The sequence below is a fragment of the Streptomyces sp. NPDC052107 genome (genome assembly GCF_040680215.1).
In the GTDB taxonomy this organism is placed as follows: Bacteria; Actinomycetota; Actinomycetes; order Streptomycetales; family Streptomycetaceae; genus Streptomyces.
In genome coordinates, this window is record NZ_JBFAWG010000021.1 from 28,340 (window position 1) to 45,356 (window position 17,017).

Genomic DNA, 17,017 nt, shown 5'->3' on the forward strand with positions numbered 1-17,017 from the left:
GCAGCTGGCCGGCGATGGTGTGGCCGGGGCAGCGGCGCAGGGCCTGCCGGGGGCTGCGGAGATGGCGGCCTTGTTTCTCGGCGCGCTCCAGGAGCGCGGCTTCCGGGGCGATGAGGAACTGGGGGACCGGTTGCGCGCGGCCACGGGAGACGCGGCGATCCCCCGAGTGCGGGTGCGCGGCGGCTCGGAGCAACCAGGCCGTGTGGCCGGTACATGTGCTGGTACGTCTGTGGCTGTCAGGCGGCCAGCGTCTTGAGTCGGGTGGCCGCGTCCGCCAGCACGTCTGTCCGCTTGCAGAACGCGAAGCGAACAAAGGGTGCACCCTGCTCGCGGTGATCGTAGAAGACCGCGTTGGGGATCGCTACCACCCCGCAGCGCTCCGGCAGCGCACGGCAGAAGGTGAAACCGTCGCTCTCGCCAAGGGGCCGGATGTCGGTGGTGATGAAGTACGTGCCGGCCGGGCGGAAGACCTTGAAGCCCGCCCGCTCCAGGCCGCCCGCGAGCAGGTCCCGTTTGGCCAGCATGTCCGCGCGGAAGTCCGCGAAGTACGAGTCGGGCAGGCGCAGGGCCTCGGCCACGGCGTATTGGAAGGGCCCGGAGGCGACATACGTCAGGAACTGCTTGGCCGAGCGGACGGCGGCGACGAGATCGGGGGCGCCGGTAACCCAGCCGACCTTCCAGCCGGTGAAGGAGAACGTCTTGCCGGCCGAGCCGATGGTCACCGTGCGCTCGCGCATCCCGGGGAAGGACGCGAGCGGCAGGTGCCCGGCGTCGTCGAAGACCAGGTGCTCGTAGACCTCGTCCGTGACCACCAGCAGGTCCCGCTCGACCGCCAGCTCGGCGATCGCGGCCAGCTCCGCGCGCGTGAGGACCGTACCGGTCGGATTGTGCGGGGTGTTGATCAGCAGCAGCCGGGTGCGGTCGGTGACGGCCGCGCGCAGTTCGTCCAGGTCCAGGCGGAAGGACGCCCCCTCCTCGAAGTGTGGCCGCAGTGTCACCGGCACGCGCGTGCCGCCCGCCATCGCGATGCTCGCCGCGTAGGAGTCGTAGTACGGCTCCAGGGCCACGACCTCGTCCCCCGGCTCCACCAGCGCCAGCAGCGCGGCCGCGATCGCCTCCGTCGCGCCCGCCGTGACCAGCACCTCGGTGTCGGGGTCGAAGGTCAGCCCGTAGCGGCGCCGCTGGTGCGCGGCGATCGCGGTGCGCAGCTCCGGGATGCCCGGCCCCGGCGGGTACTGGTTGCCGCGGCCGTCGCGCAGCGCCCGTACGGCCGCCTCCCTGACCTCCTCCGGGCCGTCGGTGTCGGGGAAGCCCTGGCCCAGGTTGATCGATCCGGTCGACAGGGCGAGCGCGGACATCTCGGCGAAGATCGTCGTCCCGAACTCGGCGAGCCGGCGATTGAGGTGGGGGCGTGCGCTGGAGGTCATGGCGGCCATCCTCCGCCCAAGCTCTGGAGTTCCTCAACATAGCTTCGCGGATGAACACCTGCGGTGGGACCCACCGCGCCATCTCTGACCAGGGGCAGAGCCGTCGACAACTGTCGTCGTCTGTCGTCGTTGGCCGCCCTCGGACGGCCCAGAGACGGCCCAGAGGGTGCCGGATCAGGGCCCTCGGGTGCCAGATCACCGCTTTAGGAGAGAGGCTGGGGTGTCTGGCCGGTGACCTGCGGCTTCCTTGGTTCGGGCTGGCGGGCACTGATGCACCCGCTCGTTCCCGTTGTTGACCGTGGCTGACCCCTGCATCTGGCACGGTTGTGGCACGCGACCTCTCGGTCCCGAACCAGGGGTCGTTCAGTCCAGGAAGTACGACCAGAAGGGGATCGTGGCGTACTGATGGTCTTCGGGTGTCGGCACAGGGCGACCGAACTCGTGGTGGAAGTAGTCGACCAGATCTGTGCCGTAGTAAATGATGTCCGTCTGGTACATCGACAGCACGGGCGTACCGGTGCGGTCTGGATCGGCTAGCAGGTACCGGTGCGAGTAGATCGGCACCATTACAGGGACCTTGGCCAAGTACGTGCGAGCAACTTCCAAGGCATCCTGAGTGTCCGCCGGCCGCGGTTCCCAGTCCGGATGCCAGAAAACGTTGTGCTCCACGTCGAACAGCACACCGTCCACTGGCCACGCCAACCGCTCCGCCAGGTCCTCCGGCTCGCCGTCCCGCCAATCGGGCCAACTGCGGCTCCCTGTGGGTAGCCCTGCGCCCAGCAGCGTTCGGTGCTCCGGCGCGAAACGGAACCCCCATCGCTCCTCGACGCAGTCGAGTTCTCGCTCGCTCATGCCCCGCTTCACCTCTACGCGGGCGGAGAGCATGGCGAGCAACGCCTGGGCGTCTTCTGAGGTCAGTGGGTTCCCGGGGCTGATCGGAGTCATGCGTGGAACGGTAGGCCACCTTGGGGACTGCGAGCAGGGGGATTTCGCCGAGACATCAGCTTGGGAAGCTGCGGTCATTCGAGGCCGGATTGGGCGCTGACCTGGGCGGACTGCTCCGATACGGCCTCGTCGGGCCCGGTTGCTGTCACTGTGATTCCCCGCTGTTCCCCGCTCGATCTGGTGCGCTTGTAGTGCGGGGCACCCGCTGACAGTCGATCACTGGCCGGTCCGTTGTCAGTCCTCAAAGCTATGGTCTCTGACGCGCGGTCGGCTTCCGGGGGTTCCAGCTCTGAAGGGAATGGTTGCATCCCCGGTCTGTCTGGGGGTGGTTCCGGAGACTCGTCCGGGACTTAACCGACGGCCGGGCTTCGTCGATGGCCAGGGAACGACCTGCCAGCGCTGGCCGCGCACCACTTCTCGTGCGGGCGGAGGCAGGCGCCTGATTTCCAAGTCTGTTGGCCGGGGTCTGATGGTGGTCCGCCGTGGTTCACCCGCGGTCGCTCCAGGTCGTCGGCGGTCCCCGATCCGACCTGCCTACCAGTGCGAACGACTCCGAACGACAGTGAATGAGATGGAAACTGAGACGGCCCACGGCTCCCACTCCCGGAGCGCAAACCAGGCAGAAGCCCGGGAAAATATACAGGGGGCCCTCGGGAACCACCTGGCGAGCCACGGCAACCACACCGCAGCTCTTGTCCTGCTCTCCTGCGGAAGGTGAGAATCCCCCAGCCACCGGGTCACGGTGATCAGGGGCAGGACCTGGGGGCTGTCGTGGCGCAACGTATGAATTTGCTGGGAGAACCAGGAGTGGGGCTGTCGGGGGGACCGGGCAGGCCTGTCCCGAACCTTGCGGAGGTGCGGGCGGTGGCCCGCGGCCAGGTGTGGGGTGGGCTCATCGCGCTACTCCTCCTCGCGATCAGTCAGTTGCTGGTGCACAAGGACCAGCCACGGGACGTGGTCACCGGTGCCCACGGCCCCTTTCCCGCCGCATTCGGCGCTGGGGGCCCGATCGCGCCTGAACGCGTCGTACGTCGGACTTCGGGACTCACAGAAGCCTTGGTCCACGGACTGTACGTACGTAATACGGCTTCGCTCCACGGCGTGACAGCGGTGAACGTGCGGACCGGCAAGGAATACTGGCGCTACGAGCCCCAGGACCCGGGCGCTACCGTGGATACGCTCGGGGTGTCGGAACGCACCGTGGTGGCCGGCTACGCCGACGGGAGGCTCGTCGGCATCGATCTGCGCACGGGCAAGCCGCTGTGGCGCGCAGACATCCGGCACGACAACAACTATCGGGTCGTGACGCTCGTCGGTGGTCAAGTCGTTACCGGGGCGCCCGGCGCCGTGCGTGCCTTCGACGAGCGCGACGGCCGGAGTCTGTGGACGGCGAAGACGCCCAAGTTCTGTCCCGAGGCGATCGTCTACGTCGTGTACGTCCTGCCGGACCACCTGAGCGTCGCCTCTGTGTACTGCATGCCGGACGTCCGCAGGGACGAGTACCACCTCCGGCTCGGCATCGACAACCGCACGGGCAAGGTCCTCTGGCAGCAGCGCACCGAGGACTTCAAGCTGACGGTCAGGGGCGACGAGCACACGCTGGTCGCCCCTGATCCGGACAACCCGGACACCGACCGGTATAACATCCAGCTGCTCGACGTGAACCGCCAAGGGATATCTCCACGCGCCGCCCTCTCCTTCGGCGAGTGGGACGCGGTCGCCTCGGGAGGCGGCATCGTACTGTCGGCCACCGGCCCCATTGACCAGTCCGAGGAGCACCACGACACCCTCCTGCGTGCCTATGGCACCCGGGACGGACACCTCGCCTGGCAGTTGCGGGCGCCGGCCGGTCAGGAGTACGGGTTGCCCGAGATCGCCGACGGGCGGCTGTACGTCGTACGCCAGCCGTTCCTCACCGACACGGACACGGGTCGCCGGATCCGCGCCGACCTGCTCGTGCTCGACGCAGGCACCGGGCGCCTGCTCCACACCCTGCGGCTGCCGGCCATGACCGTTCCGGACGACGACAGGGAACTCGACGTCATCGACATCGCCGACGGGGCGGTGAGCATCAGCTGGGGAGACGGAGAGGGGGACGTGCTGTTCGCCACGGACTGACCCCTCCCTCGTGGCACGCACCTCGCCATCACCCGGCCTGGGCCTGGTGGCGCGTGGCAAGTCTTTCCGAATGAGGTCAGCGGAGTCTCAACGGCGAGGCAAAGGCTGTCAACAATCTTGAAAACCGTCGTGGCGCGAGCCACCGTGGGTTCAAATCCCACACCCACCGCGCTGAGAACAGCGAGAGCGGCCCCTGACCTGGGTGTCTGGTCGGGGGCCGTTCTCGTGTCTGGCTACCGTGACTGCTCGGTGTTCCCCGTGGTTTCCCGCTCGATCGGGCACGGCTGGGGCACGGGCACCTTCTGATCCGCAGCTCTACATAGATCGGTCATCCAAGGTCATACAGGCTGCCCGAAGGGCTATGAGGGTTCGTGTTGGGCGCTGCCGGTTGCTGGGGTTGATGTACTTCGCTGCTGTAAGGCATACGCCCTCACGAGGTCAGCCGGGCCGTGAAGAACGGCTTGGTGTTAACCGCTTTGCCAGCCCCAAGTCCCCTGTACAGTCCTATCGTTGGCTGATGCGCACACACCCCATTGACCGCCCGGCCGATCTCGACGTCGTACGTGAGTCCTACGACCGGGTGGCCGACAACTACGCCCACATGGTCGTGACGACGGGAATCGGCGACATCCGCAAGGATCCATGGCTCAAGGCGTCGATCGACGCTTTCGCCGACACCGTGCGCGGGTTCGGGCCCGTCCTCGACGTCGGCTGCGGACCCGGAACGGTGACCGCCTACCTCGCCGAACGCGGACTCGATGTATCCGGGGTGGATCTCTCTCCTCGCATGATCGAGAACGCGCGCCGACTTCATCCGGAGTGCCGCTTCGCTGTCGCTTCCGCCACCGAGCTCGACCTCGGTGAAGGGTCTTTGGGCGGCGTGCTCGGGTGGTGGTCACTGTTCAACCTCCCTCGGGACGTCCTTCCCCAAGTCCTCGCCCTGTTCGCGCGCGCGTTGAAGCCAGGCGGCCACTTCATTACCGGAACACACGTCGGTGACGAGGACGCGGTGCGCACCGAGGCCTACGGCGGCGTACCCGTCCGCTGGACGACACACAAGTGGCGGCCTGAACAACTCGTCAACCTGATCGAGCAGGCCGGCCTAAACCCGGTCGCCGAATTGCGACTCCCTCCGACGGATTACAGCGGGCCCGGTCTGGTCGTCATGGCCAAGCGGCCCGACTGACGATCACGAGGAATCGAAGCGGCATAGGGGCTTCTGCCGGGACTCACCACCTGACGCCTACCGCCACTTGTCGTTTGGATACTCCCCGAGGGCCGGGTGGTGCTCAGTAGCCGAAGAAGTGAAGGGCCGGGCCTCTGACCTGCGGCCATGTATTCGATCAACGCTGCGACCTGCGGCTTAGCTGTCGGTGGTTGTCAGCATTGGTCGTCGTTGAGCACCCCCGCACGGCCCCCAGAGACGGCCCGAGCGGGGGTGTTGCGCGTGGCACCTCGATGCGAACTATGGTCATGGCGGTCGCCGAGGTCTCCTGGGCTGGTACGGCGAATGCCTCGGGGTACCGACGGTTGGCACTGGTCGGTGGGGTTGCTGTACTTCACTGCTGTACCGCGACAGTCCAGGGGCGCCGGCCGAGCAGCACATGGGCAGACCTTGGGCTGCAGCTCGGTCAGTAGCCGAAGAAGTGAGGGAGCGGATCTCCGACCTGCGGCCGGGTAATCGATCAACGCTGCGACCTGTGACTTAGCTGTCGCTGGTTGTCAGCGTTGGTCGTCGTTGAGCACCCTCGCACGGCCCAGAGACGGCCCGAGCGGGGATGCGGCCTGCTACCCGGGTGCGCGACGGGTGTACGCCCACTTCAGCCAACCGAGATCGTGCAGTCCTTGGATTGAGGCGCTGGCACCCGGTAGCCCAGATGCCGTCACTCGTCCGGATTCCTGGATCGGGCTTACTGGCTAGCGGCGTGCTGCGACAGTGGGATCATGACGCATCCACATCTGCCCACCACCGAAGCCGCCGTCACCGCGATACGTGAGGTCGCGTGGGAGTACGGCCTCGCGATAACCGTGACCGACGACATCGGTGCGGACCAGACGTCGCGCCGCACCTCGGCCGGGGCGTTCACCGTTCTCGACCCGGACGGCTCGCTGCCGCACGAGGCCTTCATCGAGTTGGGAGGCTCCCCGGCCGTCACCGTACAGATCTTCCCGGAAGACGATGCAAAGATCAGTGTCGAGAACGTCGTCTTCCACGATGTTCCCCGCGACTCGGCCCCAGCCTTCCTGCGGTCCGTCTACGGTGGCCTGGCCTACGTGACGGGGCGCGTCTTCCCGCCAGGCGTATGGCTGACCGTCCCGTTGCCCGGGGACGAGACCTACAAAGAGCCGATCCAGCGTGTGACTCTGACCCCCTGGCTCGCCCGCGCCATCCGGAGCTAGCTAGGCCCGAAGCCGTCGCGGACTGCGCGCCTGGGCTCACGGTGCCGATCTGGTCGATCTCAACCTCATGATCACGCCCCCGAATCCGACGTCCCCCTCGGCAGGCGGCAAGAGAGGTCGGCGTAGCGACTTTGGCCGGGAGCTGCTTTGGCGCGAGTGATCATGGCCCCGTAAGCTTCCGGCGCGTCGGGCAGTCTGTGGACCTGCCCGTTAAAGCACGACGTTGGGGCCATGATCTTCGAGGCTCGCGCCAAAGTGGCTGGCTAAAGTCGCGGAGCCGACCGCCCCAGCCACGACGTGTTCTGACCTCATGCCCCGTGTGCCTGCCTCTTGGGCGGGAGCGGGCGGACGGCGGTGCCGAGCGGGGCGGAGACATGAGCGCGGGCGCCGGCGGCCGCCCGGGCCCGCCCGGAGGAGCGAAGCGACGACGGGTGCTTGATGAGGTAGAGAAACCTGTAACGGGCTCTAGTTGGTGCGGCTGAGCGTTGTCAGGTGATCGAGGTATTCGCGGCCAGTCGGCTCGGCTGCGAAGTCCCGATTGACGATGGCTGCAAGCTCGCGGCTGACCATGAGCAGGGACGGCAGGGACTGTCGGTCGCCCTTCAAGGCCCACTCGCCGTAGTTCACCGCCTGGTCCAGGTCGCCCTGCCGCGCCGCGACCACACCGAGAGTGATCCTCGCCTCCGCCATGCGCATCGGGGATCGCTCGGACCCGTCGAAGTCGGTGCCCGCCCGAATCACCTCGTGGGCAAGGTTCTCGGCGAACCGGTCCTCTCCGAGTAGCCGGTAGCAGTCCATCGCATAGAAGTCGAACTTCGCCGGGTCCACCACGAAGTGGTGATCGAGGTTCTCGGGATAGGGCATCCCTTCGAGCAGCTTTCGCCCGCGGTCCAGCGCCACCTCGGTCTGTCGCCGGTCACCCAGCCTGGCCCATCCCTTCGCCTCCTGGGCAGCAAGCTGTACGGCTACGCCATGCGAGGGAGCCGCCTCCGTACCGGCCTGCGAGGCAGCGAGGATTCCCCGGTAGTCGCCCGTGGTCAGCGCGAACCAAGCGCGCATCTCGTGTGCCCAACCGGCAATCTCTGTGTTACCGGACTCATGAGCTAAAGACAGAGCTGCCTTTCGCGTGCTCTCGGCTGCGGCCCGGTCTCCCATGTCGTACTCGACGCATCCGATCAAGAGAGCGAGCCACCCGGACAGGGTGAGAACTTCACGGTGCTGTGCGAGCGTCAGCCGCTGGGACTGGAGCCCGGCGACTCGCTTGAGCCACTGCCTGCCTTCGGCGGCGAGCTGAGCGCCTGGAAGGTACGGGTACTCAGAGCACAGCCGATCCGTGGTGATCCGCAGCGCCTCTAGCGTGGCGTTGTCGACGTCAGACGCCTGCAACCTGCTGATGATGTCCAGCGTCTCCATGCCGCTGACGGCAACGATCTCGGCGTTCCCGTCCCGTTGCCCGGCTACGGGGAAGATCGCATGCGTGACGGTACCGAAGGTGGCCGCGATGATCGGTTGGTAGAAGTCGCTCGGCATGACCTCGCCGGACTCCCAGCGCTTCCACTGCCGCACCATGCTGGGGCCTTCCGGGAGAGGCTTTGGCGCGTGCGCCCGAAGCGCGGCCACGACTTCGGCCTGCGACCACTGTCGGGCTTCGCGCTCCGAGGAAAGCCGTCGTGCCCATGCTGGCCGTTCGTCACTCATGTGCTGCCCTCCCGTCGGGTGCTTGCCTCCGAGTCTGGCATTCAGAGAGCTGGTGACACGGGGGGTGACAGGGGGTTGGCACCCAGGCTGTCCCCTGGTGACACCACGCCTGTCCCTAGTCCCTGCACGGCTCGCCACGCATGGTGGATCACCAGTCAGGCACTGCTCGGGGACTGAGCGCGCTTCTCCAACTCGGCCACTCGGGCAGCAAGTTGCTGAATCTCGGAGTGGATAGCGTTGATCTCATCTCGGTTAACCGGCCCGCCGGCATCCTGCCCGGCATCGCCAGCACTCGGCGGGGACTGCACGAAGTACCCCCGATTCGGAACCGAGACGATCACGCCCTCATCCGCGAGGACCTTGAGCGCATTGCCCGCCGTCACCGTGGTGACCTGGAACCGGTCGGCCAGCTCGCGCAGTGAGGCGAGCCGGTGCCCCGCTGGCAGCCCTGCGATCTCTTCGCGCAGAGCATCGGCGATCTGCACCTTCTTGGGCCTGGGGTCGTGGGCTTCAACCGTCATGCGCCGAGAGTACCGACGATGGCGACATAGCACAGCCTATGTCGCACTACCTCTTGTGATCTAGTCTGCTATATAGCACGCTATGCCATGCGGCCAGCGGCCGTACCCCGGAGGACGGCGCCCTACCGCCAAGCAAGCCGCCGCCCTCCTTCGTCCCTCGAAGGGAGCTTCCATCATGCCTGCGATGCTCACCGCTTCGCCTGCCGCATCCCCGGTTTCGTTAGACGCCAGTGCGGCCGTCTCGGTCATCGCGAACCTGTCGAACCAGGAGCGAGCCGTAGCGCTGTACGCCTCGGACATGCCGACCGCCTACAAGTCGACCGGCAAGAGCTACGCGGCGGTCATCGCCTGGATCCTCCAGGGCGTTGCCCGGCTCGGCCTGGCCGAAGTGCACCGCTCGGCCGCTTACGCCTACGGCTACCGGTTGCTCTGGCTGGCCGACCTGACCACGCAGGAGCAGGACCAGGCCCATCAGAGCCGGTTCCCCAACGGGCGGCGCTGGGACCGGGCCGAACGGCTCGCCTCCGCCTTCACGGTCTGGGGGCCTTGCCGCATGACGCAGGCCGCCAAGGATCGAGCGGGCCGCCCGCAGGTCGAGGGCGCCTGCCGCTGTGGCGGGTCCGGCTGGATCGCCGAGTGCCTCGACCCGGACGACCCGACCACACGCACGGCGCGTAACTGCCCCGGTCACAACCCCAACGGCTCCATGCCTTCCGAGCAGGTGGCCCGATGACCGCCGCTGTGATCCTGCCGCTGACCGACCGTCCCCGGCCCGCCGAGCAGCCCCCGGCCAAGCGTCCCGCCAGCTCGCCGCTGGCACGGGCACGAGCGGCCCGTGGCTGGTCTCAGCTCCAGGTGATCCGCTCACTGGCGCTGCTCGCCGACCACTGGGGCTGGCCGATCGCCTCCGAGAACTCGCTGAAGGTGCAGCTCTCCCGCTGGGAGAACGGGGCCAACGAGCCGAACCCGATCTATCAGGTCTTACTCTGCGCCGTGCTGCGAGCCACTCCGGCAGAGCTGGGCTTTGGCGGAGCCTCCCGCCCGGCGGCTCCGCTGCCCGGTGAGGACGTGGCCTCGCTCGCTGACCGAGTGCAGGCCTTGGAAACCCTGGTGATCCAGCTTTCCGCGCGGCTGGGGTCGGTGACCGCATGAGCCTGTTCCCCTCCTGCCTGGACCTGCTGGACCGTCCGACCCAGTGCCCCGGTTGCCGTGCTCACGCGCCCGGCTGGGCACGCGTGTCCGTGGACGGACTGAGCGTGCTGACCCATGACGGTGACCGGATCTGCCCGGCGGACCCCACCTTCGGCACGTCGGGGGTGAGGGCGCTCCATGTCGCCTCCCCGGTTGCCATGGTGGAGGTGGCTGCGTGAGGGTCTTCCCCGTCGCCCCTGAGGCCGTGGCTGGTGCTGCGGCCTCCCTGGGCACCGACCCGATCACCCTCGCCGACCTGCTGCGGGTGGCGAACTCGCCCGGCTTCGACCGCTGGCAGGAACAGATCCGCCGCACGGGCGGCTGCGCACACCCGATCCGCCTGCGGGGCGAGACCGTCACCCGCGACCGCGTGACCGGTGACGTCCTCTACTCCTACAGCACCGAGCAGGAGCCGGGCGGCATGCTTCGGGTCGCCTGCGGCAACCGGCGGGCCTCCCGCTGCCCGGCCTGCGCGTGGACGTACGCCGGGGATACGTACCACCTGATCCGGGCAGGGATCACCGGCGACGAACGCAAGGATGTCCCCGGCACGGTCCGGGATCACCCTCGCGTCTTCGCCACCCTCACGGCTCCGTCCTTCGGCCCCGTGCACAACCGGCCCGACTCCGGCCGCTGTCGCTGCGGCGCCCAGCATGCCGATGGCGACCCTGCCTTGGGCACGGCGCTCGACCCGGAGCGATACGACTACGCGGGCGCGGTGCTGTGGAACAACTACGCCGGGGACCTGTGGCGGCGCTTCACCATCTACCTCCGCCGCGAGATTGCCGCCCGTGCGGGCCTGACGCAGACGGCCTTACGGGCGGTGTGCCGGGTCTCCTTCGGCAAGGTCGCCGAGTTCCAGAAGCGCGGCTCGGTCCACTTCCACGCCGTGGTGCGGCTCGACGGTCCAGACGGCCCGGACACCGCTCCGCCGGCCTGGGCCACCGTCGCCGTTCTGGACGACGCCATCAAGGCCGCCGCCGCCCGCGTCTCCGTCCCGGTTCCCGCCTCCGGTGACCACCCGGCCCGCACCCTGCGTTGGGGCTCCCAGGTCGACGTTCAGCCGATCGGCGCCTTGGGGCACGAGGAACTGACCGAACAGGCCGTGGCCTCCTACGTGGCCAAGTACGCCACCAAGGCGGCCGAGACCACCGGCACGGTTGATCACCGGATCGGGGAACTGTCCGAACTGGATCGGCTGCCGCTGCCCGCCCACACCCGGCGCCTGATCGAAGCCTGCTGGGACCTGGACGAGGTCTATCCGGAACGGCTGCTGGCCCGGTGGGCTCACATGCTCGGCTTCCGCGGGCACTTCTCCACCAAGTCCCGTCGCTACTCGACCACCCTCGGCGCCCTCCGCCAGGTCCGCGCCGACTACCGCGCCCGGCAGGAACGTCGCGAACGCGGGCTCTTGGAAGACCTCGACGACACGGAGGGCTCCACGCTCGTGCTCGCCCACTGGACCTACGCCGGACAGGGCCACACCCCCGGTGAGTCCTGGCTCGCCGCAACGATCGCGAAGGAGATCCGACTGAACCGAGAGACAGCACGCGAAGCGCTCGCCGAAACGCCCGATCCGGAGGACTGGGAGGTCTGCGCATGAGTCTGCCGCTGCCTGACCAGTACCTGACCCCGGAAGACCTCGTGACGCTGCTGCGCCTGCCGAGTGTCGAGACCGTCTATCAGTGGCGCCGTAAGGGCATTGGACCCCGTGGTTTTCGGGTCGGCCGGTACGTCCGCTTCGACCCGGAAGACGTACGGGTCTGGGTTGAGTCCCTGATGGAAGAGGCCGCCTGATGGCTGGCCACATCCAAGACCGTTGGTACAAGGCCGAGACCGGTGCGGACGGCAAGACCGTCCGAGTCAAGTCCGATCGATATGGCACCGGCCTGCGCTACCGCGCGCGGTACATCGGCCCTGACGGCACCGAGAAGTCCAAGAGCTTCCCCGACGGCAAGAAGCGGCTTGCCGAGAAGTGGCTGAGCGCGATCGAGACGGACATGACGCGGGGCCAGTACACGGACCCCAAGTCCGTGCGAATCACGTTCCGGCAGTACGCCGAGAAGTGGTTGGACAGCAAGACGTCCAGCCCGATGACCCGGAAGGAACTCGGCCGGCGCTTACGCCTGCACGTCTATCCGGTGCTTGGTTCCCGGCCGGTCGGGACCTTCCGACCCGAGCACATCCGGGAGCTCCTGGCCGCGCTGGAAGCGAAGCCCGGCGTTAGCGCTTCGTACGCCCGGAACATCTTTGCGGACGTTCAGTCGGTCCTGTCTGCCGCTGTGGATGACTCGCTCCTGTCGCGCAATCCGTGCGGTGCGCGAACCGTGCGGCGGCCCAAGCCCGACGCTCACCCGGTGGTTCCGTGGGGGCCCGCGCAGGTGTTCGCCGTTCGAGCGGCGCTGCTGGAGCGGTACCGAGCGATGGTCGATGTCGGCGCTGGATGCGGACTCCGTCAAGGGGAAGTGTTCGGGCTGGCCGAGGACGCCATCGACGTTGACGGGCGCACGCTTCACGTCGTGCGGCAGATCAAGCACGTTGAGGGTCACCCGGTGTTCGCCCTCCCCAAGGGAGGCAAGAAGCGCGCTGTGCCGCTTCCCAATTCTGTTGCGGCTGCGCTCCGGGCGCACATGGACGCTTTCAAACCCGCAGAGATCACGTTGCCTTGGGATGTACCCGAAGGGCCGAAGGTGTCCGCCCGGCTGATCTTCACGGCTGAGCAAGGGGGCATGGTGTGGCGGAGCAACTTCAACGGCAAGGAGTGGAAGCCTGCTCTTGCGGCTGCGGGTCTCATCCCGGAAGCGGACGATGACGGCAAGTACGAGTCGGCGCGTGAGCACGGCACGCACGCCCTCCGGCACTTCTACGCCTCCGCGCTGCTGGACGCGGGCGAGAACATCAAGGCCGTCAGCGAGTACATGGGACATGCCGACCCGGCGCTGACGCTGCGGGTATACGCCCACCTGATGCCCGACAGCCGCGAGCGTGCCCGGCGTGCCATCGACACCGTGTTTCAATGTGCCTCGCAGGAAGATCACGGCGCAGAGACGGCCCAGTGAGACCCTGACGGCCCCTGATCTGCCCTTCTGTGCAGGTCAGGGGCCTTTTCCATGCTCTGGTCACCCGAATGGCGCAACATGACGTGCCACCCGCGTGGGTGAAGATCAAACTGACTAGTGCCCCAACCGAGGTAATCCGTGAAAGGGGAACCAGATGCGCATTGGACGAATCCTCGCCGCCGTCATCGCTACGGCAGCCCTCGCCGGACTCGGCCTCACAGGCGCCGCCACAGCCACCGCCGCCACCGCACAGGGTGCCCCGTCCTACGTCACCCCTTCTCAGTGCAAGCAGGGCGGCGGAACGCCCGATCTGGTGGACAACATCTGCAAGGGCGGTACGCACAACGGGGAGAAGATCGACTGAACCCCACAAGGCGCCCTGCAGCCACGCGCCGCGGGGCGCTCCCGCGCGAGCGTGCCCGGCGTGCCATCGACACCGTGTTTCAGCGTGCCTCTGAGGGAGATCACGGCCCACAGACGGCCCAGTGAGCTTCGGACGGCCCTTGGTCTGCCAATCTGTGCAGGTCAAGGGCCTTTTTCATGTGCTGACCCTCAGAAGTTCCTCAACTCTGCTTTGAGTCCCGAGACGGCCGGGCATCTGCCGGTCACCGCGGTCCACGGGGGGCCGCTTCGGGGGAATGGAAGGAGGGTGACGCCATGGTCGTCGGCATCATCTTCATCCTGGTCGTGGCAGCGTTCGTGGCCCTCACGGCGCTGGCGGGCGGGCGGACCGGGAACCGGCAGCGCAAGGTGTCGCTCGGCAAGAGCGGCCGCGGCAGGTCCCGGTCCTACCGCTCGTCGTCTTCTTCGTCCTCGGCGTACGACGACAGCCGTAGCTGGTGGGCGGGCGGTGTCGACTCCGGCTCGTCGGGCGGCCACCACGGGGGGCACCACGGCGGTCACTCCTGCGGTGGCGGCCATTCCTGCGGGGGCCACTCCTCCTGTGGCGGAGGTTCGTCGTGCGGCGGGGGCGGATGCGGAGGAGGCAGCTGACACGGGGCAGCTGAGCTTTCGGGGGAACCGTATCCGGGCCGCACCCGGGCGCCCGCCGGGCGAAACAGCCGGCGGGCGCTCGCCGTCCGGTTCCCACGCCGGGCGCCCGCCGTTCACGTCTTTCGTGCCCGGCGCTCGCCGTCCGTTTCCCGCGCCAGGCGCACGCCATGGTTGAACAGTTGAACTGTGTAGCCCTCTGAGGGATGGAAACCCCACGAAGTTGGGTAAAAACGCTGTGGGGCGCCGCTGTTCATGATTCCCTCTAAATCGCCAACGCAGCCCCCCGGACGTCCCTGAGACTCCCGCCCCGGCCGAGCCGGCTGGGCTGACATGGCCGATCTCCCCCTCATCGCGCGTTAGCGGAGCCGACCCATGCTCACGACCCTGAACACCTCCTACACCGATACGCGTGCGGCCGACCTGGCCTGGGCCCTGGGACGCGAGCCGCTGCCGGCCCTCGCCACGCTCGACCTGGAACTCGCCGGGGCCAAGCTCCAGTTGAGACTGCTCGGCGCGTCCCACCAGGTGCTGCTGGACGAGGAGCGTGGCCGCTGTTCGGAGACCGTCGCCTGCATCCCCGGCTCCAGCACCCCGCTGCCGCTCGGCGTCGCCAAGCGGGTCGGCGACTGGGAGTACGAGTTCGCCGCGCGCGTCGAGGTGCTCACCCCCGGCTCGTTCGCGGGCCGCGCCCAGGAGTTGCTGGCCCTCGTCTCCGACCATCCGCACGGCCTCGCCGGCGTCTTCCCGGGCAGCCCGCACGCCTTCACCGCGATGCTGGCCCAGCGCCACGAGGGCCAGGTGCACTGGCGCACCTGGCACGCCTACCCGCAGGACGGGCAGTTGGTGGCCACCCGGACCCGGGTCGGGGTGCGGGTGCCGACCGCACAACTGAGCTGAGCACGCCCGCGCGGAGATAAACCCACCAGACGTCAACTGCCTCCAGATCCACACGTGTGGGTGACGAAGCGTACTGCGCGTGTGACGTAACGTCGCAGAGTGATCGAACCGCACGCCCCCGCGCCCCCGCGCTGCCCGCCGTCCTGGACAGCCCCCGCACGGCTGCCCGTCCGGCCCGGCACCGGGCGGTTCCTGGTCCTCGCGTGTGTCTTCGTCTGCGCGGCCTGCGGACTCGTGTACGAACTCGAGCTGGTCGCGTTCGCCTCGTACTTGATGGGCGACTCGGTCACCCAGGCCTCCGTCGTGCTGTCCGTGATGGTGTTCGCGATGGGCGTCGGCTCCCTCGGCGCCAAGCGGCTGCGCTGGCACGCGGCAGCCGGCTTCGGCGCGATCGAGACCGTCCTCGCGCTGATCGGCGGCTGCAGCGCGATGGCGCTGTACGCCGTCTTCGCCTGGACCGGCGGCTGGGGCGGGATGTGGGCCGAGGGCCCGCGCTGCCTGCTGGTCGCCTTCTCCCTCGCCATCGGCCTGCTCATCGGCGCCGAGGTCCCGCTGCTGATGGAGCTGATCCAGCGCATCCGCCACCAGGACGCGGGCGGCGCGGTCGCCGACCTGTTCGCGGCGGACTACGTCGGCGCGCTGGTCGGCGGCCTGGCCTTCCCGTTCCTTCTCCTGCCCGTCCTGGGCCAGTTGACGGGTGCGCTGTTCACCGGCACGGTCAACGTCGTGGCCGGCGGCGCCCTGGTCCTCGGGCTCTTCCGCCGCGACCTCACCCGCCGGGCCCGCTGGACCCTGCTCCTCGCCGGCCTCACCGTCCTCGGCGTCCTCGCCTCCGCCGCGGCCCTCGCCGACGAGTTCGAACGCGCCGCCCGGCACGCCGTCTACGGCAAGGACGTCCGGGTCGCCGAACAGACCGACGTCCAGGAGGTCGTCCTCGCCGGCGGCACCGGCGGCGAGCCCCTCGACCTCTTCCTGGACGGCCGGCTCCGCGTCGGCGGCCGCGACGAACGCCGCTACCACGAGGCCCTCGTCCACCCGGCCATGTCCGGCGGCGCGCACGCGCGCGTGCTGATCCTCGGCGGCGGCGACGGCCTGGCCGCCCGCGAGGTGCTGCGCCGGCCCGGGGTGCGCCGCGTCGACGTCGTCGAACTCGACCCCGGCCTGCTCCGCCTGGCCCGCCTGGACCCCGGTCTCGCCGCCGCCAACCACCACGCCTACGACGACCCCCGCGTCCACACCGCCGCCGCCGACGCCCTCGGCTGGCTGCGCGGCGCGCCCCCCTCCCGGTACGACGTGGTGATCGCCGACCTCCCCGACCCCTGCATCACCGCCAGCACCAAGCTCTACTCCCTGGAGTTCTACGGACTGGCCCGCCGCGTCCTCGCCCCCGGCGGCCGGCTCGTCGTCCACGCCGGGTCCGCCACCACCCGCCCCCGCGTCTTCTGGACGGTCGCCGCGACCCTGCGCGCCGCCGGCTTCGCCGGCTCCGCCTACCGGGTCCTCGGCCACGACTCCGGCTTCCCGCCCGGCCCCGACCGCTCGGCGGGCGCGTCCGGGGCCCCGCACGACTGGGCGTTCCTGCTCGCGAGCCCGGGGACCACCCCACCACCGCTGCGACTGACCGCCGGGCCGCCGCACACCCTGACGCAGGCGGGACTGACGGCGGACGCGCGGGCGGCGCAACGGACCCGGATCGGGCGGCTGCCCGCGTCCACGCTGGTGCATCCGCGATACTGACGAGCCGGTCAGGTGAGGGTGAATTCCGGTC

At 68.7% G+C, this 17,017-nt stretch carries 17 protein-coding genes; 13 read left to right on the forward strand and 4 right to left on the reverse strand.

Features of this window, described 5'->3' with window-relative positions; all coding sequences use genetic code 11:
* Positions 1-236: 236 nt before the first annotated feature.
* Together AB0M27_RS23270 and AB0M27_RS23275 are read right to left on the reverse strand one after the other, a co-directional pair.
* Entirely contained in the window at positions 237-1,436 is a 1,200-nt protein-coding gene (locus AB0M27_RS23270; protein ID WP_365723786.1) for a pyridoxal phosphate-dependent aminotransferase, read from the reverse strand.
* A 354-nt stretch (positions 1,437-1,790) separates the two neighbouring features.
* A complete protein-coding gene (locus tag AB0M27_RS23275; RefSeq protein WP_365723787.1) occupies positions 1,791-2,372 on the reverse strand; it encodes a hypothetical protein in 582 nt (193 codons plus the stop codon).
* Positions 2,373-3,473: 1,101 nt separating this feature from the next.
* On the opposite strand from AB0M27_RS23275, the gene AB0M27_RS23280 reads away from it, so the two are divergent.
* The 3 genes from AB0M27_RS23280 to AB0M27_RS23290 all read left to right on the forward strand — a co-directional run bounded on the left by AB0M27_RS23280 (position 3,474) and on the right by AB0M27_RS23290 (position 6,890).
* The gene (locus AB0M27_RS23280; RefSeq protein ID WP_365723788.1) at positions 3,474-4,490 is read left to right on the forward strand and encodes a PQQ-binding-like beta-propeller repeat protein; all 1,017 of its coding nucleotides are present in this window, start codon (positions 3,474-3,476) and stop codon (positions 4,488-4,490) included.
* Positions 4,491-5,007: 517 nt separating this feature from the next.
* Positions 5,008-5,676 carry a class I SAM-dependent methyltransferase gene (locus AB0M27_RS23285; RefSeq protein ID WP_365723789.1) on the forward strand — a complete coding sequence of 223 codons (669 nt, stop codon included), beginning with the start codon at positions 5,008-5,010 and terminating at the stop codon, positions 5,674-5,676.
* Between the two features lie 758 nt (positions 5,677-6,434).
* Complete coding sequence (locus AB0M27_RS23290; protein WP_365723790.1) at positions 6,435-6,890, forward strand: hypothetical protein; 456 nt, start codon at positions 6,435-6,437, stop codon at positions 6,888-6,890.
* A 465-nt stretch (positions 6,891-7,355) separates the two neighbouring features.
* Here AB0M27_RS23290 and AB0M27_RS23295 read toward each other — a convergent pair whose 3' ends face one another.
* Complete coding sequence (locus AB0M27_RS23295; RefSeq protein WP_365723791.1) at positions 7,356-8,588, reverse strand: XRE family transcriptional regulator; 1,233 nt, start codon at positions 8,586-8,588, stop codon at positions 7,356-7,358.
* Between the two features lie 155 nt (positions 8,589-8,743).
* Positions 8,744-9,109 (reverse strand): GntR family transcriptional regulator, encoded by a 366-nt coding sequence (locus tag AB0M27_RS23300; RefSeq protein WP_365723792.1) that lies wholly within the window; start codon positions 9,107-9,109, stop codon positions 8,744-8,746.
* A gap of 175 nt (positions 9,110-9,284) precedes the next feature.
* Between AB0M27_RS23300 and AB0M27_RS23305 the strand changes: the two genes are divergently transcribed.
* From AB0M27_RS23305 to AB0M27_RS23350, 10 genes are all read left to right on the forward strand, one after another.
* On the forward strand, positions 9,285-9,842 hold the full coding sequence (locus AB0M27_RS23305; protein ID WP_365723793.1) for a hypothetical protein: 558 nt from the start codon (positions 9,285-9,287) through the stop codon (positions 9,840-9,842).
* The gene (locus AB0M27_RS23310) at positions 9,839-10,261 is read left to right on the forward strand and encodes a helix-turn-helix transcriptional regulator (protein WP_365723794.1); all 423 of its coding nucleotides are present in this window, start codon (positions 9,839-9,841) and stop codon (positions 10,259-10,261) included. The genes AB0M27_RS23305 and AB0M27_RS23310 overlap by 4 nt, the downstream gene beginning before the upstream one ends.
* Positions 10,258-10,479, forward strand: a complete 222-nt coding sequence (locus AB0M27_RS23315) for a hypothetical protein (RefSeq protein WP_365723795.1) — start codon at positions 10,258-10,260, stop codon at positions 10,477-10,479. Before AB0M27_RS23310 ends, AB0M27_RS23315 begins: the two co-directional genes overlap by 4 nt.
* 26 nt (positions 10,480-10,505) lie before the next feature.
* Positions 10,506-11,903, forward strand: coding sequence for a replication initiator protein RepSA (repSA, locus tag AB0M27_RS23320; protein ID WP_365723865.1), 1,398 nt, complete (start codon positions 10,506-10,508; stop codon positions 11,901-11,903).
* Complete coding sequence (locus tag AB0M27_RS23325) at positions 11,900-12,097, forward strand: helix-turn-helix domain-containing protein (protein ID WP_365723796.1); 198 nt, start codon at positions 11,900-11,902, stop codon at positions 12,095-12,097. The genes repSA and AB0M27_RS23325 overlap by 4 nt, the downstream gene beginning before the upstream one ends.
* Complete coding sequence (locus AB0M27_RS23330) at positions 12,097-13,359, forward strand: site-specific integrase (RefSeq protein WP_365723797.1); 1,263 nt, start codon at positions 12,097-12,099, stop codon at positions 13,357-13,359. The genes AB0M27_RS23325 and AB0M27_RS23330 overlap by 1 nt, the downstream gene beginning before the upstream one ends.
* 154 nt (positions 13,360-13,513) lie before the next feature.
* Positions 13,514-13,723: a hypothetical protein gene (locus tag AB0M27_RS23335; protein WP_365723798.1), complete on the forward strand. Its 210-nt coding sequence runs from the start codon at positions 13,514-13,516 to the stop codon at positions 13,721-13,723.
* A 293-nt stretch (positions 13,724-14,016) separates the two neighbouring features.
* Positions 14,017-14,352 carry a hypothetical protein gene (locus AB0M27_RS23340; protein ID WP_365723799.1) on the forward strand — a complete coding sequence of 112 codons (336 nt, stop codon included), beginning with the start codon at positions 14,017-14,019 and terminating at the stop codon, positions 14,350-14,352.
* 372 nt (positions 14,353-14,724) lie between these two features.
* Positions 14,725-15,249, forward strand: a complete 525-nt coding sequence (locus tag AB0M27_RS23345) for a DUF2617 family protein (RefSeq protein WP_365723800.1) — start codon at positions 14,725-14,727, stop codon at positions 15,247-15,249.
* Between the two features lie 99 nt (positions 15,250-15,348).
* A complete protein-coding gene (locus tag AB0M27_RS23350; protein ID WP_365723801.1) occupies positions 15,349-16,986 on the forward strand; it encodes a polyamine aminopropyltransferase in 1,638 nt (545 codons plus the stop codon).
* Positions 16,987-17,017: the final 31 nt, after the last annotated feature.